General features: G+C 40.0%; 26 protein-coding genes. 3 read left to right on the top strand and 23 right to left on the bottom strand.

The annotated features are described in order from the left end of the window. Position 1 precedes the first annotated feature (1 nt). From rplN to ABIB30_RS07275, 13 genes are all read right to left on the bottom strand, one after another. Positions 2-370 (bottom strand): 50S ribosomal protein L14, encoded by a 369-nt coding sequence (gene rplN, locus ABIB30_RS07335; protein ID WP_041878524.1) that lies wholly within the window; start codon positions 368-370, stop codon positions 2-4. A gap of 1 nt (position 371) precedes the next feature. Beyond that, on the bottom strand, positions 372-626 hold the full coding sequence (rpsQ, locus tag ABIB30_RS07330) for a 30S ribosomal protein S17 (protein ID WP_037442595.1): 255 nt from the start codon (positions 624-626) through the stop codon (positions 372-374). Between the two features lie 13 nt (positions 627-639). Next, complete coding sequence (gene rpmC / locus ABIB30_RS07325; RefSeq protein WP_068403496.1) at positions 640-849, bottom strand: 50S ribosomal protein L29; 210 nt, start codon at positions 847-849, stop codon at positions 640-642. Between the two features lie 74 nt (positions 850-923). Beyond that, positions 924-1,346, bottom strand: a complete 423-nt coding sequence (gene rplP, locus ABIB30_RS07320) for a 50S ribosomal protein L16 (RefSeq protein ID WP_068403497.1) — start codon at positions 1,344-1,346, stop codon at positions 924-926. Positions 1,347-1,384: 38 nt separating this feature from the next. Continuing rightward, positions 1,385-2,245, bottom strand: a complete 861-nt coding sequence (gene rpsC, locus ABIB30_RS07315; protein WP_041878513.1) for a 30S ribosomal protein S3 — start codon at positions 2,243-2,245, stop codon at positions 1,385-1,387. A gap of 5 nt (positions 2,246-2,250) precedes the next feature. Next, the gene (gene rplV, locus ABIB30_RS07310) at positions 2,251-2,613 is read right to left on the bottom strand and encodes a 50S ribosomal protein L22 (RefSeq protein ID WP_037442604.1); all 363 of its coding nucleotides are present in this window, start codon (positions 2,611-2,613) and stop codon (positions 2,251-2,253) included. 7 nt (positions 2,614-2,620) lie between these two features. After that, the gene (gene rpsS / locus ABIB30_RS07305) at positions 2,621-2,887 is read right to left on the bottom strand and encodes a 30S ribosomal protein S19 (RefSeq protein WP_008244581.1); all 267 of its coding nucleotides are present in this window, start codon (positions 2,885-2,887) and stop codon (positions 2,621-2,623) included. Beyond that, on the bottom strand, positions 2,887-3,711 hold the full coding sequence (gene rplB / locus ABIB30_RS07300) for a 50S ribosomal protein L2 (RefSeq protein WP_068403499.1): 825 nt from the start codon (positions 3,709-3,711) through the stop codon (positions 2,887-2,889). Before rplB ends, rpsS begins: the two co-directional genes overlap by 1 nt. A gap of 23 nt (positions 3,712-3,734) precedes the next feature. Continuing rightward, on the bottom strand, positions 3,735-4,025 hold the full coding sequence (gene rplW / locus ABIB30_RS07295; RefSeq protein ID WP_068403500.1) for a 50S ribosomal protein L23: 291 nt from the start codon (positions 4,023-4,025) through the stop codon (positions 3,735-3,737). 1 nt (position 4,026) lies between these two features. Beyond that, positions 4,027-4,656 (bottom strand): 50S ribosomal protein L4, encoded by a 630-nt coding sequence (rplD, locus tag ABIB30_RS07290; RefSeq protein ID WP_068403503.1) that lies wholly within the window; start codon positions 4,654-4,656, stop codon positions 4,027-4,029. Between the two features lie 4 nt (positions 4,657-4,660). Continuing rightward, entirely contained in the window at positions 4,661-5,278 is a 618-nt protein-coding gene (rplC, locus tag ABIB30_RS07285) for a 50S ribosomal protein L3 (RefSeq protein ID WP_354300633.1), read from the bottom strand. 183 nt (positions 5,279-5,461) lie between these two features. Further along, positions 5,462-5,848: a DUF1634 domain-containing protein gene (locus ABIB30_RS07280; protein ID WP_354300631.1), complete on the bottom strand. Its 387-nt coding sequence runs from the start codon at positions 5,846-5,848 to the stop codon at positions 5,462-5,464. An 8-nt stretch (positions 5,849-5,856) separates the two neighbouring features. Beyond that, positions 5,857-6,693: a sulfite exporter TauE/SafE family protein gene (locus ABIB30_RS07275; protein ID WP_354300629.1), complete on the bottom strand. Its 837-nt coding sequence runs from the start codon at positions 6,691-6,693 to the stop codon at positions 5,857-5,859. A gap of 78 nt (positions 6,694-6,771) precedes the next feature. Here ABIB30_RS07275 and ABIB30_RS07270 point away from each other — a divergent pair, with 78 nt between their 5' ends. After that, a complete protein-coding gene (locus ABIB30_RS07270; RefSeq protein ID WP_183865933.1) occupies positions 6,772-7,395 on the top strand; it encodes a hypothetical protein in 624 nt (207 codons plus the stop codon). A 74-nt stretch (positions 7,396-7,469) separates the two neighbouring features. On the opposite strand, the gene ABIB30_RS07265 is transcribed toward ABIB30_RS07270, so the two are convergent. The 6 genes from ABIB30_RS07265 to ABIB30_RS07240 all read right to left on the bottom strand — a co-directional run bounded on the left by ABIB30_RS07265 (position 7,470) and on the right by ABIB30_RS07240 (position 12,933). Then, on the bottom strand, positions 7,470-8,792 hold the full coding sequence (locus ABIB30_RS07265) for an outer membrane beta-barrel protein (RefSeq protein WP_354300627.1): 1,323 nt from the start codon (positions 8,790-8,792) through the stop codon (positions 7,470-7,472). 303 nt (positions 8,793-9,095) lie between these two features. Next, on the bottom strand, positions 9,096-9,401 hold the full coding sequence (gene rpsJ, locus ABIB30_RS07260; protein WP_008244591.1) for a 30S ribosomal protein S10: 306 nt from the start codon (positions 9,399-9,401) through the stop codon (positions 9,096-9,098). Positions 9,402-9,462: 61 nt separating this feature from the next. Further along, positions 9,463-11,577 (bottom strand): elongation factor G, encoded by a 2,115-nt coding sequence (gene fusA, locus ABIB30_RS07255; protein ID WP_354300623.1) that lies wholly within the window; start codon positions 11,575-11,577, stop codon positions 9,463-9,465. Between the two features lie 16 nt (positions 11,578-11,593). Continuing rightward, entirely contained in the window at positions 11,594-12,061 is a 468-nt protein-coding gene (rpsG, locus tag ABIB30_RS07250; RefSeq protein ID WP_041878496.1) for a 30S ribosomal protein S7, read from the bottom strand. 16 nt (positions 12,062-12,077) lie between these two features. Beyond that, positions 12,078-12,491, bottom strand: a complete 414-nt coding sequence (rpsL, locus tag ABIB30_RS07245; RefSeq protein ID WP_008244597.1) for a 30S ribosomal protein S12 — start codon at positions 12,489-12,491, stop codon at positions 12,078-12,080. Positions 12,492-12,711: 220 nt separating this feature from the next. Beyond that, complete coding sequence (locus ABIB30_RS07240) at positions 12,712-12,933, bottom strand: VF530 family protein (protein ID WP_068403525.1); 222 nt, start codon at positions 12,931-12,933, stop codon at positions 12,712-12,714. Positions 12,934-13,105: 172 nt separating this feature from the next. Here ABIB30_RS07240 and ABIB30_RS07235 point away from each other — a divergent pair, with 172 nt between their 5' ends. After that, entirely contained in the window at positions 13,106-13,750 is a 645-nt protein-coding gene (locus ABIB30_RS07235) for a DUF8465 domain-containing protein (RefSeq protein WP_354300619.1), read from the top strand. Between the two features lie 32 nt (positions 13,751-13,782). Next, positions 13,783-15,114, top strand: coding sequence for a mechanosensitive ion channel family protein (locus tag ABIB30_RS07230; protein ID WP_354300617.1), 1,332 nt, complete (start codon positions 13,783-13,785; stop codon positions 15,112-15,114). Here the strand turns inward: ABIB30_RS07230 and ABIB30_RS07225 are convergent. From ABIB30_RS07225 to ABIB30_RS07210, 4 genes are read right to left on the bottom strand one after another with little or no spacing between them, the layout of a single operon-like run. Then, the gene (locus tag ABIB30_RS07225) at positions 15,111-16,484 is read right to left on the bottom strand and encodes an AMP-binding protein (protein ID WP_354300615.1); all 1,374 of its coding nucleotides are present in this window, start codon (positions 16,482-16,484) and stop codon (positions 15,111-15,113) included. The genes ABIB30_RS07230 and ABIB30_RS07225 overlap by 4 nt on opposite strands. 35 nt (positions 16,485-16,519) lie before the next feature. Next, positions 16,520-16,753, bottom strand: coding sequence for an acyl carrier protein (locus ABIB30_RS07220; protein WP_354300613.1), 234 nt, complete (start codon positions 16,751-16,753; stop codon positions 16,520-16,522). Between the two features lie 57 nt (positions 16,754-16,810). Then, a complete protein-coding gene (locus tag ABIB30_RS07215) occupies positions 16,811-18,217 on the bottom strand; it encodes an MATE family efflux transporter (RefSeq protein ID WP_354300611.1) in 1,407 nt (468 codons plus the stop codon). Then, complete coding sequence (locus tag ABIB30_RS07210; RefSeq protein WP_354300610.1) at positions 18,217-20,043, bottom strand: IucA/IucC family protein; 1,827 nt, start codon at positions 20,041-20,043, stop codon at positions 18,217-18,219. The genes ABIB30_RS07215 and ABIB30_RS07210 overlap by 1 nt, the downstream gene beginning before the upstream one ends.

Genomic DNA, 20,043 nt, shown 5'->3' with positions numbered 1-20,043 from the left:
TTTATAATACCTCCGGTGCTAATGATACAATCTTCATGAATTGTTTCTCACGCAGTTCTCTCGCTACCGGGCCAAAAATACGTGTTCCACGCGGCTCATCTTGTGCATTTAATAAGACTGCTGCATTATCGTCGAAACGGATGTAAGAACCATCTTTACGTCTGATCTCTTTCTTTGTTCTTACAACAACTGCTTTAGAAACGGTTCCTTTTTTAATGTTACCTGAAGGCAATGCACTTTTAACGGTAACAACGATTTTGTCACCAATAGAAGCGTATCTCTTTCCGGTTCCACCAAGTACACGGATAACCAATACTTGTTTTGCGCCGCTATTGTCGGCTACGTTTAATCTTGATTCCTGTTGTACCATGTTATTTAGCCCTCTCTAAAATTTCCACTAATCTCCAGTTCTTGTTTTTACTCAGCGGACGAGTCTCCATGATAAGTACTGTATCACCAATACCACAATCGTTTTTCTCGTCATGAGCCATAAATTTGGTAGTTTTCTTAACAAACTTACCATAGATCGGATGTTTCACTTTACGTTCTACCGCTACAACAACAGATTTATCCATTTTGTTGCTTACCACCAACCCGGTTCTTGTTTTTCTTAATTGTCTTTCCATTTCGACTCTAAAGTTATTTAGTTTCACTAGCTGACTCAGCATTACGCTTAGTCATTTCAGTATTTAATCGGGCGATGTCTTTTCTTACCTTAGTGATACGGGTAGGATTCTCTATAGCCGAAATTGTATGTGCAAATTTTAACTTAACTAAGTTTTCTTTTTCTTCTGCAATCCTGACTACTAGTTCTTCTTTTGAAAGCCCTGTGATTTCTGAGTTCTTCATTTTATTAATTTTTATGTTCTGGGTCTAGCGGTTATAAAAACAAGTTACTTACAACATTGACCCCAAAACTCTTTTTATGCTTCTACGTAATCTCTACGTACTACAAACTTTGTTTGGATAGGTAATTTTTGAGCAGCTAATCTCATTGCTTCTTTAGCAACTTCTAACGATACACCTTCAGCTTCAAAAATGATGCGTCCTGGTCTAACAACAGCTACCCAGTACTCTGGAGCACCTTTACCTTTACCCATACGTACTTCAGCTGGTTTCTTAGTAACCGGTTTGTCCGGGAAAATTCTAATCCACACTTGGCCTTCACGTTTCATGAAACGAGTTACCGCAATACGGGCTGCCTCTATCTGACGACTTGTAATCCAGGTCGCCTCTAAAGATTTAATCCCGAAAGACCCGAATGATAATTCAGCTCCACGTGTAGCTAAACCCTTCATTCTGCCCTTTTGCATCTTTCTGAACTTCGTTCTTTTTGGCTGTAACATTTTATCTTAATATTATCGTAAAACGATCTGTTAACTAATTATTTGCGAGGACCTCTGTTAGGAGTGTTTCCGCCTCTATTATCTCTACCTGGACCGCCTTGACCTGGACCACCCTGACCTGGACCTCTTCCACGACCACCTTTGTTGTCGTTTCTTCTGTCACCACCGCCACGGTTATCTCTGTCTCTGCCACCTGCACCAAAAGCACCTTCAGGTCTGCCACCTTTACCAGGAGCGTTACTTACTGCACCAATGTTTGGAGAAAGATCACGTTTACCATAAACTTCTCCTTTACAGATCCATACTTTAACACCAATCTTACCATAAGTAGTTAATGCTTCAGCTAATGCATAGTCAATATCAGCACGGAAAGTATGCAAAGGAATTCTTCCTTCTTTATACTGCTCGTTACGAGCCATCTCCGCTCCACCTAAACGACCTGAAGTCATTATTTTGATACCTTCAGCACCCATACGCATTGTTGATGCGATAGTTGACTTCATGGCTCTACGGAAAGAGATTCTTGCTTCTAATTGTTTTGCTACACCTTCTGCTACCAGTTGTGCATCAAGCTCAGGACGTTTGATCTCAAAAATGTTAATTTGAATTTCCTTTTTAGTCAATTTCTTTAACTCTTCTTTGATCTTATCAACCTCAGCTCCTGCTTTACCGATCACGATACCTGGACGGGCAGTGTGGATAGTTACAGTGATACGTTTTAACGTACGCTCGATAACTACTTTAGCTACTCCTCCTTTTGCGATACGCACAGAAAGATATTTTCTTATTTTTTCGTCCTCAACTAATTTGTCAGCATAGTTGTTGCCACCGAACCAGTTAGAATCCCAACCTCTGATGATTCCTAACCTGTTTCCTATTGGATGTGCTTTTTGTCCCATTTCTACTAATTAGTTTGAGTTTCAACGTTTTTACTATCTACTATCAAAGTTACATGGTTAGAACGCTTACGTATTCTGTAACCACGACCTTGAGGTGCTGGTCTCAGTCTTTTCAACTGACGGCCGCCACCAACCATTATCGTTTTCACGTATAATTGGTTTTCTTCAGGGCGAGAACCTTCATTTTTAGTTTCCCAGTTTTTGATGGCTGATAACAAAAGTTTTTCAACTCTTATTGCCGCTTCTTTATTGGTAAATTTTAAAATATGTAATGCTTTCTCAACACGCTCACCTCTGATAAGATCTACAACCAAACGCATCTTACGTGGTGAGGTTGGACAATTGTTTAATTTCGCTACTGCTTCCATCTCTTAATTATTTTTTCTTTTCAGAGTGACCCCTAAATGTTCTGGTTGGAGCAAACTCTCCCAGCTTGTGACCAACCATGTTTTCTGTTACGTATACCGGTATAAATTTATTACCGTTATGCACTGCAAATGTATGACCCACAAAATCTGGTGAGATCATTGATCTGCGTGACCAAGTTTTAATGACAGACTTTTTGCCTGAATCATTCATAGATACTACTTTCTTCTCTACGTTATGGTCAATATAAGGTCCTTTTTTAATCGAACGAGCCATTATTTCTTCCTTTTCTCTATGATGAAACGATTTGAGTATTTTTTAAGTTGACGGGTCTTGAAGCCTTTAGAATACATACCATTCCTTGATCTTGGCTGACCACCTGATGAACGACCTTCACCACCACCCATTGGGTGATCGACAGGGTTCATCGCAACCGGACGTGTTCTAGGACGACGTCCTAACCAACGTTTACGACCTGCTTTACCTAATACTTCATTTGCGTGATCTGAATTTGAAACAGATCCGATAGTTGCTAAACAAGTAGTCAAGATTAATCTTGTCTCACCTGATGGCATTTTCAATGTAGCATATTTACCATCACGCGCAGCTAATTGTGCATAAGCACCAGCACTACGAGCCAATTGAGCACCACGACCTGGATGAATCTCCACGTTGTGTACAATTGATCCCAAAGGGATATTTGATAATTTTAAAGCGTTTCCAACTTCTGGAGTCGCTGTATCACCTGATAATACTTTTTGCCCAACTTGTAAGCCTTCTGGTGAAATAATGTAACGCTTCTCACCATCAGCATAATGTAATAATGCGATACGTGCAGTACGGTTTGGATCGTATTCAACAGTAGCAACTGTTGCAGGAATATCAAACTTATCACGTTTAAAATCAATTAAACGGTAAGATTTTTTGTGACCACCACCCATGTAGCGCATAGTCATCTTTCCTGTATTGTTACGTCCTCCCGATTTCTTAGAAGAAACAACCAATGATTTTTCGGGCTTGGTTGCTGTAATCTCCGAAAAACTGGCCCCAACTCTAAAGCGGGTACCCGGAGTGACTGGTTTAAATTTTCTTAAGCCCATAGTTATAAAATATTCAATTCTTATTAAATGTTCGCGTAATAATCAATTGTTTCACCTGCTGCCAGAGTAACAATCGCTTTTTTGTATTTCGGGCTACGACCCGTAACTAAACCACCTTTTGTATTTCTTGATTTTAACTTTCCGTTTACAATCATAGTATTGATTGCAAGGATGTTAACACCATACATTTTTTCGATAGCTTGTTTAATTTGCAATTTGTTTGCTTTGTGTTCAACCTGGAAAGTAAAGCGGCTGGACTTTTCTGTAAGTGCAGATGCTTTTTCGGTTAGTATTGGTTTTTTTAAAAATTCCATATTACTTGGCAAATGCCTCCTCCAATGTTTTAACAGTGTTTGCAGTTAATAAAAGTTTACCACAGTTTAATACATCATATGTATTGATCTGATCTACAGTAATTACTTTTACTTTCTGAATGTTTCTGCTTGATAAATAAATATTGTTATCCTGAACAGGTAAAACCAACAAAGTTTTCTCACCAGTTAAGCTTAACGCATTAACTAAAGCGATGTAATTTTTAGTTTTGATTGAATCAAAAGTAAAATCTTCTAAAACAAGGATGTTTGAATCCTGAGCTTTGTATGACAACGCAGATTTACGTGCCAGTGATTTTAATTTTTTGTTCAGTTTAAAACTGTAATCACGTGGTTGAGGACCGAATACACGACCACCACCATTAAACAATGGAGATTTGATACTACCCGCACGAGCACCACCAGTTCCTTTTTGTTTATACAATTTACGTGTTGAACCAGCGATTTCATTACGTTGTTTAGACTTGTGAGTACCCTGACGTTGATTAGCCAAATACTGTTTAACATCTAAATAAATTGCATGATCGCTAGGTGTTACACCAAATACCGACTCAGGAAGTTGCACCTTGGCACCTGTCTCTTTTCCTGAAATGTTTACTACATTTAATTCCATCTGCTTACTTGTCTAAGATTACGTAAGAACCTTTAGCTCCTGGAATGGAACCACTAACTACAACAAGATTTTGATCTGCATAAACTTTCAAAACCTGTAAGTTCTGAACCTTCACTCTATCTCCACCCATTCTACCTGCCATACGCATACCTTTAAATACACGTGCTGGATACGAAGCCGCACCCAATGAACCTGGCGCACGCATTCTGTTATGCTGACCGTGAGTTTGTCCACCCACACCCGCAAATCCATGGCGTTTCACAACACCTTGAAAACCTTTACCTTTTGAAGTACCAACTACATCAACAAAATCGCCTTCAGCAAAAATGTTAACCGTAACAGTATCGCCTAAATTCAACGATTCCTCAAACGGTTCAAATTCTACCAACTTACGTTTTGGAGTTGTGCTTGCTTTCGCAAAGTGGCCTTTTAAAGGCTTGGTGGTGTTCTTTTCTTTAGCTTCATCGAAGCCTAACTGAACTGAAACGTAACCGTCTTTCTCTGCGGTCTTAACCTGTGTAACTACACAAGGCCCAGCTTCGATCACCGTACATGGAATGTTTCTTCCATCGGCGTCGAAAATGCTGGTCATTCCTACTTTTTTTCCAATAATACCTGACATTTTCTTTTTTAAATTTAACACCCATCGAAGCAGTAGGGCTTCGTTCAAGGTGGATACACATCCCTATTAAGGGAGGGCAAAAATAAGAAATAAATCTTAATGATCAAATAGTTAGCGAATTTATTTTGTAAATAAATGCTATTATTTTTGGAGAGATCGGATAAAACGCAGTTAAGCCATTAATTATCCTACCAGCTTGTTACTCAAACTGATCAGAATTACGCACAATACAAACGCGCCAATCAGCACATACAAATAATCGCGCTCAATCAGAAAGCCAAAAATCGAAAAAACGACGCGTGTAACCGGCGTAAAAATCAGGAGTAAAGTTCCGAATTGTATAATAGCCCTTCCATCTAAAGCACTTAAGCCCTGAAAGATAGCCAGAATTGAAGAATATTTTGTTTTCGAAGGATTAAAAACACTGTAATCAATGATTTCACGGCTATATCCACTCAAATAAATCACTCCGCCAATAAAAACGACCAGCATCGAAGCGATCACCCCTACCCTGAGTAAAGTACCCAGAATGACTTGTATATCTTTATCCGCGAAATAATGTTTACCCATTTGCTTCATTACAGTTTTCCCGCTAATCCGTTATAAATCATTTGCAGCGCCAGGAAAGTGACCACCACTGCAAATATAACTTTAAGTTTATCAGTATTGGTCTTCACTAATAATTTAGAGCCCACTGTGGCCCCCGTTAACACGCCTAAAGTAACCGGCATCGCTATTCCAGGATCAATCTGACCCCGGTGCAAATAAACGATTGCACTCGCAGCAGCAGTTACCCCCATCATGAAATTACTGGTCGTTGTAGACACTTTAAATGGTAAACGCATGATATTATCCATTGCCACCACTTTTAAAGCTCCTGAGCCAATCCCAAGCAGTCCGGAAATAATTCCGGCCACAAACATCATCACAAAGCCCCCTACTACATTATGTACGCCGTATTTAACCGTACCACCGGCCGTAGGATAACTTCCATTTAACTTAAAGAAATTGGCTAGCATGCCTGTTGTTCTGTCATCCGAATGATCTACCTTTTTGCGCACCATCATTGCTGCAGAAAAAAGAAGGATACAACCGAAGATCACCGCAATATAACTTGGATTGATATAAACTGTGATTACCGCCCCTATTACCGCACTGATTGTCGTTGCAATTTCCAGGAACATCCCAATCCGGATATTGGTGATCCCTTCTTTGACATAAGCTGCTGCCGAACCGGAAGAAGTAGCAATAACCGAAACGATGGAAGCCCCGATTGCATAGTGGATATCAACACCTAAAACCAGTGTTAATAAGGGAATTATGATGACCCCACCGCCCAATCCCGTTAAAGAGCCAACCAGTCCTGCTAAAAAAGCACCAGCCAAAACAATAATTGTAAATAGTAATACCGACATTGAGACAAATATACTATCTACAATCAAAACACAATAAAATTAAAATCTCATTGTTAAATTATAAATAATCTATTCCAAATGAACAAATTCCTATTCCCGCTCCTTACCCTTGTGATGATTAACCTATCATTTATGCAAACCAATGCACAGGTAAAACTACCTGTTGATAGTGCAAAAGCAGACCCAAGCCTAAGAGGTCAGTATGAATTGATGCTTGCAAAATCAAAAACAGTCAGTACTTATAAATTGATCAACCCCTACAGACTTTCTTCTTTTTATAAAAGCGTAACCGATTCTATCCGGAAAGAACGCAATACTTATAAAACAGCCAATGCGAAAGTAGCAGAACAGGCTAAAACTATCACTGAACTGAATAACCAGATTAAAGGAAATGAGAACTCTCTGGCCACTTCAAATTCAAAAGTGAATGAGATTAACTTTTTAGGGATTTCTTTTGCTAAAGGGACTTATAATACGATTGTATGGACACTGATTATTGTATTGGCATTAGGTTTTGCTTTTGTCACCATCAGATCTGCTAAAAACACACATGAAGCCAAATACAGAACCGGCTTATATGAAGAAATTTCACAAGAATATCAGGCTTATAAAGTGAAAGCCAATGAAAAAGAAAAGAAATTAGCCAGAGAATTACAAGACGAACGTAATAAACTGGATGAATACAGAGGTCGCGGTCTTTAATATCCGGATCTTCTGTACTACAAAAAATGCCGCTGAAACCAGCGGCATTTTTATTAAATTGAAATTTATAACACTTAAAATCTTGCAATTATATCCATTGCAGCCGTATACTGATCCTTTTTAACTCCATTATCATAAGGGGTTATCCCATCTTTATAAGCATGTTCATATCTGATTTCAGGACGAATCATAATCAAACTGTTAAAGTGGTGTACAAAGCCTATCGTGTGATCTGAATATTGAGTTGCATAACCTGTTCTGTTTCCTTGTGGATCGCTCAAATAACCATTACGGACAGACAGGTAATCTTTAGCAGAAAATTTAACCTGGAAATAGTTCACTGCACCTACTGCTTTTGAAGTTCCGGGTATTAAACTTCCTGCACCAACTCCAGTATAAAAATCTTGCGGAGGTCCATCTATCACAGTACCGCCAACCAGCGCATCCTTTTGCCACATATAATAAACTTCGGTCATCATATGCACCGTTCCATTAAAGCGATGCCCCCAGGTAGCAACCAACATCTGCAGGTTATCATGGTTATTTTTATACTTACCTGATCCCAGCGAGTTAATTCCTCCAAAAAGAGAGTTGTTATTATCAGCAGATACCCAACGCGCCATCAGCAAACCGTTTAAACTGGCAGAGTTACTCCAGGGAGCCATATCATTACCAGCATGTGCACCAGCTACTAACTGCCAGTGCGCACCTAATTTGAAAGTAGCTTGTACCCCCGTAAAAGTATAGGGATCGACCGTGAACATCAATGAGTGTGAGTATAAATAATTATCGGGTGCCCATTGTGCTTCAATATCAGCAGGAGAAATAAAACGACCAATCTTTAAGATCAGACCATCTGCAACTTTGGGAAAGTAAAGTAATCCGTAAATCTCAGCAGGGTCATAGCCATACTTATTGTTATGTTTCAGCAGCTGATCGCTGAAATAACCTTTACCTGTTGTATACCGGTAATCTGTTCCGAATATATTGGTAAATAGAAATCCGTAATCGAAGTGTTTTGTTTGTACCGTATTCGGTTGCCTTTCCATCTTGATGATGGCCTGATCCAATCCGGCCCCATTAGGCACAATATCATAAGATTCAGGCGCATTCGAATGTTTCGATGAACTTATATTCCCCCCAAAATCAAGCCAGCCGTATATCTTGAAACGTCCCTTCAGGCCCAGTAACTTTTGTAAAGGATAATTTGGTGCTTCAGAATTTACACCGACTAAAGGAGCTCCATCCCACTCCGAACTTGGAAAAGGAGGTGAGTCAATAGGTGAAGGCAGTGAACGGACCACTGTATCTTTTTTCACTTTTAAAGTGTCTTGTTGTGCGTATCCGTTTAACGCAATAGCTGTCATCGCGATGATTGCCAGTAGTAGTTTTTTCATTATGAATATGGTGTGTTAATTTTAATATTTACCACCTCTTCCAAGCGAATGCCACAAATACAACCAAAGCCACAAACCACTCATAAACAACAAATTAAATCAACAAAAACCGCTATATACACTATTTTAACCAAAAAATACCATTCCAAAATGGAAAGGTATTTTTTCATAATGAAACATGAATCCAAGAGGTAAAATTAACCCTGATTTTTTCCACAAGTTCAACAGCAGGAAAAACCTGCTTACAAAGAAAAAGGCCTCCGGAAATTCCGGAGGCCTTTTTCTTTGTAAGCTAAAAAAGCATTAAACTTTGATTTCTACTTCAACACCGCTAGGTAATTCAAGTTTCATCAACGCATCAACAGTTTTAGAGTTAGAGCTATAAATATCTAACAAACGTTTGTATGCACATAATTGAAACTGCTCACGTGCTTTTTTGTTCACGTGTGGTGAACGTAAAACAGTGAAGATTTTCTTTTCTGTTGGCAATGGAATTGGTCCACTAACAACTGCACCCGTAGGTTTTACAGTCTTAACGATTTTCTCAGCAGATTTATCTACTAAGTTGTAATCGTAAGATTTTAATTTAATTCTGATTCTTTGGCTCATCTTATTTTTATTTAAAGCCGCCTGTTAGAGCTATTAATAACAGGCAGCTGATTTAACTTTATTAATCAGCAGATTTGATTCTGCCTTTTGATTTAGCAATTACTTCTTCCATTACGTTTCTTGGAGCTGGTTCGTAGTGATCGAACTCCATAGTAGACGTTGCACGACCTGAAGTGATTGTACGTAACTGAGTTACATAACCAAACATTTCAGAAAGTGGTACAGTTGCTTTAATTACCTGAGAACCATTACGTGTATCCATACCTAATAATTGACCACGACGACGGTTCATGTCACCGATAACATCACCCATGTTTTCTTCAGGGGTTAAGATTTCGATTTTCATGATTGGCTCCATCAATACCGGGCTACATTTAGGTAATGCTTCACGATATGCCATTTTAGCAGCAAGTTCGAAAGATAAAGCATCTGAATCGACTGCGTGGAATGAACCATCAATTAAACGAACTTTCATATCCGGAAGTGGGTATCCAGCTAAAACTCCGTTAGACATTGAAGCAGCAAATCCTTTCTCAACTGAAGGAATAAATTCACGAGGAATAGAACCACCAGTAATTTCGTTTACAAATTGTAAACCACCTTTTTCAAAGTCAGCATCGATTGGCGAAATAACGATTTGAATGTCCGCGAATTTACCACGACCACCAGATTGTTTTTTATACGTCTCACGGTGTTGAACAGTACCAGTGATTGCTTCTTTGTAAGAAACCTGTGGCGCTCCCTGGTTAACCTCTACTTTAAACTCACGTTTTAAGCGGTCAATCAGGATATCTAAGTGAAGCTCACCCATACCAGAGATAATTGTCTGACCAGAATCCTCATCAGTTTGTACTCTGAACGTAGGATCTTCTTCAGCTAATTTAGAAAGTCCGATACCTAATTTATCAACATCAGCCTGAGTTTTAGGCTCAATAGCTAATCCGATAACCGGCTCAGGGAAATTCATTGACTCCAGAATGATTGGGTTTTTCTCATCACAAAGTGTATCACCTGTTTTGATATCTTTAAAGCCTACAACCGCAGCAATATCACCAGCTCCAACATTTGGAATAGGGTTTTGCTTGTTTGCATGCATTTGGAAGATACGGGAGATACGCTCTTTGTTCTCAGACCGTGCATTATATACGTATGAACCAGCCTCTAAGTTACCCGAGTAAACACGGATAAAACATAAACGACCTACGAAAGGATCTGTTGCAATTTTAAATGCTAAAGCTGCAAAAGGCTCTGCCTCACTTGGTTTACGTAAAACTTCTTCACCTGTATTTGGGTTAGTTCCAATTACACCTTCCTGATCCATTGGTGAAGGCAATAATTCCATCACGTAATCAAGCATGGTCTGAACACCTTTGTTTTTGAAAGATGAACCACAAACCATAGGTACAATTTTAGCATCCAATACTGCCTGGCGTAATGCATCTAAAACTTCACGTTCAGTGATAGTTTCAGGAGCTTCGAAGAATTTCTCCATCAAAGACTCATCATACTCAGCAACAGATTCTAATAATTTTTCTCTCCATTCAGCAACTTCATCCAGCATATCTTCTGGAATTGGCACTTCAGTAAAGGTCATCCCTTTATCATGCTCATTCCAAACGATACCACGGTTGTTGATCAAATCAACAACACCTTTAAAGCCTTCTTCAGCACCGATAGGTAATTGTAAAGGAACTGCATTACTGCCTAACATGCTTTTAACCTGTCCAACAACTTTCAGGAAATCTGCACCGTTACGGTCCATCTTATTTACGAAGCCGATACGGGCAACGTTGTAGTTGTTAGCCAAACGCCAGTTAGTTTCAGATTGAGGCTCAACACCATCAACCGCAGAAAATAAGAATACCAATCCATCCAATACACGAAGTGAACGGTTTACCTCAACGGTAAAATCCACGTGACCCGGTGTATCAATGATGTTAATATGGTAATCTTGTCCTCTATATTTCCAACCAACAGTAGTAGCAGCAGAAGTAATAGTGATACCACGTTCCTGTTCCTGTGCCATCCAGTCCATTGTTGCAGCACCTTCGTGCACTTCACCAATTTTGTGACTAACACCAGCATAATAAAGGATACGCTCTGTAGTAGTGGTTTTACCAGCATCAATGTGCGCAGCAATACCAATGTTTCTTGTGAATTTTAAATCTCTTGACATCTTATGTTTTCAGTAATTAAAAACGGAAATGTGAGAACGCTTTGTTGGCTTCAGCCATTTTATGCGTATCTTCTTTCTTCTTAACAGCAGCACCTTCACCTTTAGCAGCTGAAACGATTTCTCCTGCTAATTTTTCTTTCATGGTTTTTTCACCACGTCTGCGTGCATAAGAAATTAACCATTTCATGCCTAAAGCAATTTTACGGTCCGGACGAACTTCAGTAGGAACCTGGAAGTTAGCACCACCAACACGGCGTGACTTAACCTCTACTGCAGGCATTACATTTGTTAAAGCACGTTTCCACACTTCTAATCCATTTTCACCAGCTTTTTTCTCAGCTAATTCTACTGCATCATAAAAAATAGAGTAAGCGATAGATTTTTTTCCATCGTACATCATATTATTTACAAATCTCGTCACCTGAACATCGTTAAATTTCGGATCAGGAAGGATAATTCTCTTTTTTGGTTTTGACTTTCTCATTTTCTGTTCCTCCTAATTATTTCTTTTTACCTTTTGTTGGTGCGGCAGCTACTTGACCTGGTTTAGGACGTTTAGTACCGTATTTTGAACGACGTTGGTTACGACCAGCAACTCCTGAAGTATCTAAAGCTCCACGGATGATGTGATAACGTACACCTGGTAAATCTTTAACACGACCACCACGGATCAATACAATGGAGTGCTCTTGTAAGTTGTGACCTTCTCCAGGAATATAAGCGTTAACTTCTTTTCCATTGGTCAAACGTACACGTGCAACTTTACGCATTGCTGAGTTTGGTTTTTTAGGGGTAGTGGTATATACACGTGTACATACACCTCTTCGCTGTGGACAGCTGTCCAACGCAGGAGACTTACTCTTGAACTCCAGTGCTACTCTACCTTTTCTAACTAATTGTTGAATGGTTGGCATTGTTTTTTGTTTTTTTCTATATTGTTATTAAAAACTTTACCCCTCAATAAGGGACTGCAAAGGTAAGACAATACAATTTATAAATCAAGGGGTTAACTATAATTTAATCCTTTTCAAACATAAAAAAACGAAAACACAGACTTACAGGGTATTTACGGGTTACAGAATGTGTACTTTACCCGCAGGGGAAGGAAAAATTCTTTGCGCTGAGGCAAAGCTTTTAATGAAAAGTATCCAGGTAAAGTTTCTCCACCTTTTTACGCGCCCACTCCGTCTTCCTTAAAAAAGTCAGACTCGACTTCAAGCTTGGATCATTGTTAAAACAAGCAATTTTTATCATTGCCCCCATTTCAGGCCATCCATAATGCCACACCAGTTGTTTAAGAATAAACTCCAATGTTTTCCCATGTAATGGGTTGTTAACCTGTTTCTCTTCTGCCATAAAATTTCTTTCGATGGCCAAAGATAAAAAACTTGTCGCATATACTACTCCGTCACTGCAAAATGAGAGGAAAGATACACAACACATTCAATCTCCCTTCCCTCCCGTTTATTCTATATAATTCCTTAGGTTTGCAGGAACAGCTTAACTATTCCATTAATAAAACAATCATATGAACTTCAACTTAGGTGATTTCGTACGTTTCGTAGACGAAAATATAGAAGGGTATATCACCCGCATCATTGACAAAGACACCATAGGTGTAACAGACTCCAATGATTTTGAAATTCCGGTTCAAGCCTCTAAAGTAACTTTAGTACATGGCGAAATTCCAGAAGAGAATACCGTAGTCACTAACCGTCAGGCGGCAGTTGTTCCAGTTGCAGAATTTATCAAAGAGGGTGTTTATCTGGGCTTGATTACTGATCAGCATAGTGCAGCAGTTGCACACTTTAACCTGGTCAATGAAACTTCTTTCCAATTATTAGCCACTTTAACCACAGAAAAAGGTGGAAATTTCAAAGGTGAATTTGCAGCCGTAATCCCAGCACACAGTGCTAAAAAGATCTTTTCTGCCAACCTTGGTGACATCCAGTTATGGCCAAAATTTAATATCGAAGTTTTGTTCTCCACTGGCGCTAACGTAGAACCACCTGCCCCTTTAATCTACCACGAAAGTATCAAAGGGAAAGACCTTTCTGTAGCCAAAGTAGAAATCGCATTACTGAAACAAAAAGGCTGGTTAATCAGACTTGACGAACCAGAACCATTAATCGATGCACAAAAATTAAAAGAGAGCTTTTTTAAAGCCCGCTAAATAAGGCTTTCCAACCTTGCTAAGGAACATGAATGAGAGAATTTAGATTTACACACACTTTAAATACGAGCAGCCGATGGACTTATAACTTACTGGTCAAATGGGGAATGCCCGAAGACCTGGCAGCATTTGTCAATCTTTTCCTGCTGATGTTTGCACTGCTTATCATTGTCTATATCTTTCACCATACCGTGAGAAGGATATTAAGGATCATTCTGATACGGGCCAGCAAACGTTCTAAATTTAAATTCTTTCATCATCTACTCAATAACAGGTTTCCCCATTTCTTAGCACAATGCGCACCGCTGATTCTGGTCAATGCACTCATCCCGATCCTGTTTCTGGATTTCCCGGATATGATCAAACCCATGAATGCCATTACCGATGTATACATGGTATTTATTGTAATCTGGATAGCGATGACACTGATCAAAGCCAGTGGTGATGACCTCCGCACAAAATCAACATTCCGCGAAAAACCTATAGATAGCTATATCCAGGTTGTGCGGATGATTCTGTACCTGATTGGTGCGGTAGTCATTTTCTCTCACCTCACCGGACAATCCCCTATTGCCTTTTTTACCGCAATGGGTGCGATATCAGCTGTCTTGCTATTGATGTTTAAGGATACCATTATGGGCTTTGTAGCCAGTATTCAGGTTACTGCTAACGACACTGTCAGGATTGGTGACTGGATCACCATGACTAAGTACGGTGCAGATGGAGACGTTGTTGCGATTAACCTGACCACTGTAAAAGTGCAGAACTTTGATAAAACAATCACCACCATCCCTACCTATTCCCTGATCTCAGATTCCTTTCAGAACTGGCGAGGAATGAGTGAAGCAGGAGGAAGAAGAATCAAAAGAGCAATCCTGATTAAACAAGGTACGATCAGGTTTATTACCCCTGCTGAAGTCGAAGAATTCAAAAAAATACAATCCCTGACCAGTTATATCGAACACCGTCAAAAAGACATTGATAAAAACAACGAACGCTTAGGAATCGACAAGTCTCTTTTAATCAACGGAAGAAATCTGACCAACGCCGGATTGTACCGGAAATATATTGATAATTATCTGAACAACCACTCTGGCACGCATAAGAAAATGACCATGATGGTCCGTCATCTTGCACCTACGCCGAATGGATTGCCAATAGAGCTTTACGCTTTTACCAGCACCACTAAATGGGCCGACTATGAATATATCATGGCCGATATTTTCGATCACCTGATAGCTGCCGCCCGTTACTTCGATCTTCAGATTTATGAGACTGAAGCTTCTGGCGATACCACCAGTATTAGTTTTAATGACCCCCTGACCGTCAACCGTCCGCCGGCCTCCCGTCAGGGAAATCTTTAGTCAATCAGCTGAAGCGCTGTGCCGTAATCGATCTTGCCATTTGGTGTTAAAGGAACTGATTCCACAAATTTCACTTTGACCATACTTGGGTGCACATTTAACTTTTCTTTGAGTATTTGTTTAACCTGTTCAGGGGCCAGCTCTTCATTTAAATGCAATACCAGGATAGATTTGTCTTCAATTCCCATGCAGACAAAAGTCTCTCCACCCAATGCATTTTTCAAAATCAGCTCTACCTCATCCAGGTTCATCCGGGTACCAAATAGCTTCACAATCCTTTTGATCCTTCCTATAATATAATAATAACCATCTTCATCTTTTCTACCTACATCGCCCGTTTGCAGGCGGTCAGACTGTTGAAATGTAGCCAGATCTTCCAGCTTCCGGGCATAGCCTCCAAAAATGTTAGGTCCAAGGTAAATCAGTTCACTGCTATCGGGATCAATCTCGAAACTTCCGTTTTTAATCGGTATCCCTATAGAAGTATTTTTAGTAAACAGATCTTCGGGTGGCAGATAAGCCATCCGTCCGGCAGCTTCAGTCTGCCCATACATGACAAAAAAATGCGTCTGCTGCCTTTTTCCATGCTCAGCGAGTACCTGAACCAAAGTATGGTTCAAAATCCCACCTGTTTGCGTCATATACCTTAACGAAGGATATTCTTTTTTGAAAAAGCCGATCCTGTTCAGCATCTCATAAACATAAGGGACACCCCCGATAGAGGTACACGCATAGTGATCAAAATCGGTCCAGAAATCCTTTTGTAAAATATCTCTGTCTGTACAAATCATTTTGCCGCCTGCAATACAATTGCTGGTAAAAATAGATAGCCCGTAAACAAAAATGATTGGCACATTTAAGGGGGTCACATCTGTTGACTGGATCGGAAGGAATTCCAAAATGGAATACGCATTCTGTACCAGGTTTTCATCCGATAGCTTTACAAACTTTGGAGAACCTGTAGTTCCTGAAGTGCTCAATAATAACTTGATATGTTCATGAACAGGGTAATCCGGCTCAGACAGGTTTTTAAACAATTGAATTCTGGAAGATGCTTCATAAATATCAAATCCATCAATATCTGTTCTGGAAGGATCATAAATATAGTAAGGCTGATAAGCCTCTTCCAATTCCAGCTTAAACTGAATATCCAGTTGCGGACTCAATAAAGTAACGGTAAAACGGCTCCGCAAGAAGTTTAAAAACACTTCTACCGAACCTATCCTATTATCTGTATATAAGAAAACCACAGCTTTCCGGTCATCAATCGTTATGGATTGATGAAATTCATTGATCCCATACGACGTATCGGTTAAGGCATCAACATAAACCAGGTTTTTATTATTTAAAATTAAATCGTAAAGTCTCATGCTGTTTTATATTTTAGTCAAAAGGAGCGGTTTGATTAGATTTCGACCCCATACTTTTGCAAGCCTGAGATCACATTGGTTACGCTGTTCATTTCCAGCAGGTCTTCTGTTTCAATCGCAATAGCGTAGGTGGACTCCAATTCTGAAATCAAGATCATATGTGACATGGAATCCCATTCAGGAACACTCTGATAGGCTAAATCGTCGGTGATCTGGTCTGAAGAGATTGCTAAGGCAGTAGCAAAAACCTCTTGTAATTTCGGTGACATGTTCATGTTGTTTTTGTTTTATTGGTTAGGATGAAGCGTTGACCGGATCATCTGTTATTAAACTTTTGTTTTCTTCCAGTCCCCTCTTCTAAAGATGACAATACAAGCAATGGCCAGTACCAGTTCGGAAGTGAGAATCGCAATAAAGACACCCTTTGTTCCCCAGTCCAGGCTAATTCCAAGGAACCAGGCTAGAGGAAGCTGAGTGACATAAAACATCAGGATATAGAGCATGGTTAACTGCTTTACATTCCCCGCAGCGTTCAGTGCTCTGGAAATTACCATCGTATAACCCAGCAAGACATAGGCAATAGACAGGTATTGAATGTACATCACTCCGTTTTGAAGGATACCCGGTACATTGGTAAAAATGCCGATCACATCCTTCGCAAAAAAAAGCCAGAATATGGCTACCAGGCTTAAAAAGCACATATTAAACCAACCTGCTCTCCAAACGGTCTGTTCTGCACGTTCAGGCTGATTGGCACCCATATTTTGCCCGGTTAAAACACCCGCTGCATTTCCGATACCCCAGGCCGGCATTGTAGCTACTGAAGCCACACGCTGTGCAATGATATAACCAGCAAAAGCATCGGCTCCAAAATGAGTAATGATTTTAGTCATGATCAGCCAGCTCGAAGAAGGGATCAAGTATTGAAAAGTACCCGCAAAACCTAAGCGCAAAATGCTTTTTATAATTCCTGGTACAAAAGCCAATTGACCTTTCCTGATCACAATAATAGTTTTTCCCTTAATCAGATACCAGAATTGATAAATCACACCAATCACCCGGGCAATTACCGTAGCTAATGCAACTCCAGTAAGTCCAAAAGCAGGAATAAAGCCCCAGCCAAAAATCAGAACCGGACAGAGTATAATATTAATCAGGTTAGAAACCCATAAATTCCGCATCGCCATGGCTGCATCTCCGGCACCCCTGAAAATTCCGTTTAACAGCATCCTTAAGATCAGTAAAAAGACACTGCCCAGCATCAGTTGAGAAAAGACATGCCCTTGTACAATCAAAGCATCCGCAGCACCAACTGCGCGTAAGACCTGGGTAGAGAACACACACAATAAAAGTGCAATCGTCCCCCCAATACTCACCCCAACATAAATGGCCTGCATGGCAGTCGAGCCTGCACTTTCGAATTTAGCTTCTCCTATACGCCTGGCAATAATCGTAGATGCAGCAATACTTAAACCCATGGCTACAGAATAAGCGACAGCAGTAATAGATTGTGTAATCCCAACGATCAGAATCGCACCTGCGCCGAGTTTGCTGACAAAGAAGATATTGACGAACACGAAAAGAGACTCCATAGTCAGTTCCAGCACCATGGGTACAGATAGCAGTACAATGGCCCGGTTAATTCCACCGGTAGTGAATTTCTTCTCCGTGCCTTGAATGGCCTGACGAAGCAAAAGCAGTACTGACCGCGTTTGCAAAATAAGTGTCTTCATTAATTCTCTTTTAAAGCTGCGATTTCAGCAGTTCTGAACAAGGTCAGTGGGTTGCTTAATTGCCCGTTTTTAAATGATCTTGCAAAACCGGTCGTTTCTTTATAGCCATTAAAAAGTCGCTGACTATTGATATTTAAACGCTTAAAGTGTGGTACAAATAAATTATACCTTTCAAATTTTGCATTCAGCTCCGGATGTGCCTCCTGATAAGCTTCAATCACGTTATAGACACATTTCCAGAATGATTTTTCGGGATAACCGACAGCGGTATGAAAGATATCTCCCAAGTACCTGAAATAAGCTTCAAATACGCCGATCAAAATCACCAGAGGTACATTTTCCGGGTTAGAAGAAAGGATCATATTCTCAGAGAAGTCTTTCGGTAACTTGGCCTGAGCTTCCTCATTCAGTAAGATATCACCTGCAAAATCTTTCAGCACAATACGGACAGGAACGTAGTTTTCCATAATCAGGATTACATTTTCCCCATGCGGATTTACACAAACAGCATGTTGGTAATAAATATGCAGCAACGGTTTCAGGTAGGCATTCAGATAGGTCATTAACCATTCTTCAGCAGGCAGACCTGACCTTTCAATGAGTTCCTGTACAAAGCTTTTTCCAGTATCATCTCTGTATAAAAGGGAAGCCATAGTCATCAATTTCTCTCCCGGCTTTAAGAATTTCCCTGGACTTTCTCTCCACAAGACTCCCAGGTATTCATTGTATTGAAATGGCGGATCTATAATTCCCGTATAGTTTGGATGTAAGTAACCAATCGTAGCTACTTCACCTAAAAGCACCAGACCCAGGTCTTGCAGATAAGTATCAGTCAATAAGATACTTTTAAGCCATGCTGTTAAACGTGGAGCAATAGCGAGTTGCTTTGGTGGCAAACCTCTTACTGTTCCGGTATTTAAGATAGAAATAGCCGTCTTTACATAATGTTTATCGGGATGGCTCAGGTTAAAAAAAGTACGGATACTTTGCTGAGGAGAATACAGGTCATCGCCAAATTCTAAGGGAACCAATAATTGACCAGCAATATCTGCAGCAAATAAAATCAGGAGTTTATTATTCCACTGCCATTCATGTATGGGCATGAACAGATAGTCTGCAGGCGTTAAACCTTTTCCTGATAAACAGGCCTTAAACGTGTTGATCTTCTCTTTCCCTAATTCATTTTCAAAGAATTCCTGCTCATTAATCTCTTCTACCGCTTTAAAAGCCGCGCGGCTTTTGTGTACCGCGATCCACATTAACCTGGTATTTTGTTTTGCTTCTGGTGCATAATTCAGGTAATCTTCCTGATTGAAGTCCAGTCTTCCTTTATTGACAATAATCCAGGGATGTCCCTCCATCTGATGCTCAATGGTCTGATAATCTGCCTCGGCCATTGTACCCACCGCCATCCGTCCTTTGGACTGAATAAAGGCGTCTGCGTATAAAGTATGCAGGATTTCTTCTATATAATGGGCAAGTGTAAAAGAGTTGAGCCCAAAAGTCTGTTGTACTTCGGTAAAGAAAGCTGGTACATCTGTTGCTGGTTTTGCGACTCCATTTTCATGCTTCCGGATCGAAGGCTTTAAAATATGCCAGTAATCCAGCAAACGCGGATAAGCTGAAAAGGTATAATAGATGTTTTCATGATCAGTAGTCAGCTTGAAATGAATTAGCCCGTCTGCTGCTTCACTGCTAATTTGTGGAAGCGCAACTTGCTCATGCATCAACTCTGTTAATGTTTTGGCAAAAAGGTCCGTATTCACTTTTTCCCATATCGTGAGGTGAAGAGGTGTTATGCTCTCCAGTAAATTTGTCGTTGTCAT

The sequence above is a fragment of the Pedobacter sp. UYP1 genome (genome assembly GCF_040547305.1).
Classification (GTDB): Bacteria; Bacteroidota; Bacteroidia; order Sphingobacteriales; family Sphingobacteriaceae; genus Pedobacter.
This window is presented reverse-complemented; position numbering and strand designations above follow the sequence as displayed.

Excerpts from the sequence above, each read along its gene's own strand:
- ABIB30_RS07225 (WP_354300615.1), bottom strand. The coding sequence starts at position 16,484 with ATGAGACTTTACGATTTAATTTTAAATAATAAAAACCTGGTTTATGTT.
- rpsS (WP_008244581.1), bottom strand. The coding sequence starts at position 2,887 with ATGGCTCGTTCGATTAAAAAAGGACCTTATATTGACCATAACGTAGAG.
- ABIB30_RS07230 (WP_354300617.1), top strand. The coding sequence starts at position 13,783 with ATGAGAGAATTTAGATTTACACACACTTTAAATACGAGCAGCCGATGG.
- ABIB30_RS07265 (WP_354300627.1), bottom strand. The coding sequence starts at position 8,792 with ATGAAAAAACTACTACTGGCAATCATCGCGATGACAGCTATTGCGTTA.
- rpsL (WP_008244597.1), bottom strand. The coding sequence starts at position 12,491 with ATGCCAACCATTCAACAATTAGTTAGAAAAGGTAGAGTAGCACTGGAG.
- fusA (WP_354300623.1), bottom strand. The coding sequence starts at position 11,577 with ATGTCAAGAGATTTAAAATTCACAAGAAACATTGGTATTGCTGCGCAC.
- rpsQ (WP_037442595.1), bottom strand. The coding sequence starts at position 626 with ATGGAAAGACAATTAAGAAAAACAAGAACCGGGTTGGTGGTAAGCAAC.
- ABIB30_RS07275 (WP_354300629.1), bottom strand. The coding sequence starts at position 6,693 with ATGTCGGTATTACTATTTACAATTATTGTTTTGGCTGGTGCTTTTTTA.
- ABIB30_RS07210 (WP_354300610.1), bottom strand. The coding sequence starts at position 20,043 with ATGACAACGACAAATTTACTGGAGAGCATAACACCTCTTCACCTCACG.
- rplW (WP_068403500.1), bottom strand. The coding sequence starts at position 4,025 with ATGGAATTTTTAAAAAAACCAATACTAACCGAAAAAGCATCTGCACTT.
- ABIB30_RS07215 (WP_354300611.1), bottom strand. The coding sequence starts at position 18,217 with ATGAAGACACTTATTTTGCAAACGCGGTCAGTACTGCTTTTGCTTCGT.
- rpsC (WP_041878513.1), bottom strand. The coding sequence starts at position 2,245 with ATGGGACAAAAAGCACATCCAATAGGAAACAGGTTAGGAATCATCAGA.
- ABIB30_RS07280 (WP_354300631.1), bottom strand. The coding sequence starts at position 5,848 with ATGGGTAAACATTATTTCGCGGATAAAGATATACAAGTCATTCTGGGT.
- rplB (WP_068403499.1), bottom strand. The coding sequence starts at position 3,711 with ATGGGCTTAAGAAAATTTAAACCAGTCACTCCGGGTACCCGCTTTAGA.
- rpsJ (WP_008244591.1), bottom strand. The coding sequence starts at position 9,401 with ATGAGCCAAAGAATCAGAATTAAATTAAAATCTTACGATTACAACTTA.
- rplD (WP_068403503.1), bottom strand. The coding sequence starts at position 4,656 with ATGGAATTAAATGTAGTAAACATTTCAGGAAAAGAGACAGGTGCCAAG.
- ABIB30_RS07240 (WP_068403525.1), bottom strand. The coding sequence starts at position 12,933 with ATGGCAGAAGAGAAACAGGTTAACAACCCATTACATGGGAAAACATTG.
- ABIB30_RS07220 (WP_354300613.1), bottom strand. The coding sequence starts at position 16,753 with ATGTCACCGAAATTACAAGAGGTTTTTGCTACTGCCTTAGCAATCTCT.
- rpsG (WP_041878496.1), bottom strand. The coding sequence starts at position 12,061 with ATGAGAAAGTCAAAACCAAAAAAGAGAATTATCCTTCCTGATCCGAAA.
- rplV (WP_037442604.1), bottom strand. The coding sequence starts at position 2,613 with ATGGAAGCAGTAGCGAAATTAAACAATTGTCCAACCTCACCACGTAAG.
- ABIB30_RS07270 (WP_183865933.1), top strand. The coding sequence starts at position 6,772 with ATGAACAAATTCCTATTCCCGCTCCTTACCCTTGTGATGATTAACCTA.
- ABIB30_RS07235 (WP_354300619.1), top strand. The coding sequence starts at position 13,106 with ATGAACTTCAACTTAGGTGATTTCGTACGTTTCGTAGACGAAAATATA.
- rpmC (WP_068403496.1), bottom strand. The coding sequence starts at position 849 with ATGAAGAACTCAGAAATCACAGGGCTTTCAAAAGAAGAACTAGTAGTC.
- rplC (WP_354300633.1), bottom strand. The coding sequence starts at position 5,278 with ATGTCAGGTATTATTGGAAAAAAAGTAGGAATGACCAGCATTTTCGAC.
- rplN (WP_041878524.1), bottom strand. The coding sequence starts at position 370 with ATGGTACAACAGGAATCAAGATTAAACGTAGCCGACAATAGCGGCGCA.
- rplP (WP_068403497.1), bottom strand. The coding sequence starts at position 1,346 with ATGTTACAGCCAAAAAGAACGAAGTTCAGAAAGATGCAAAAGGGCAGA.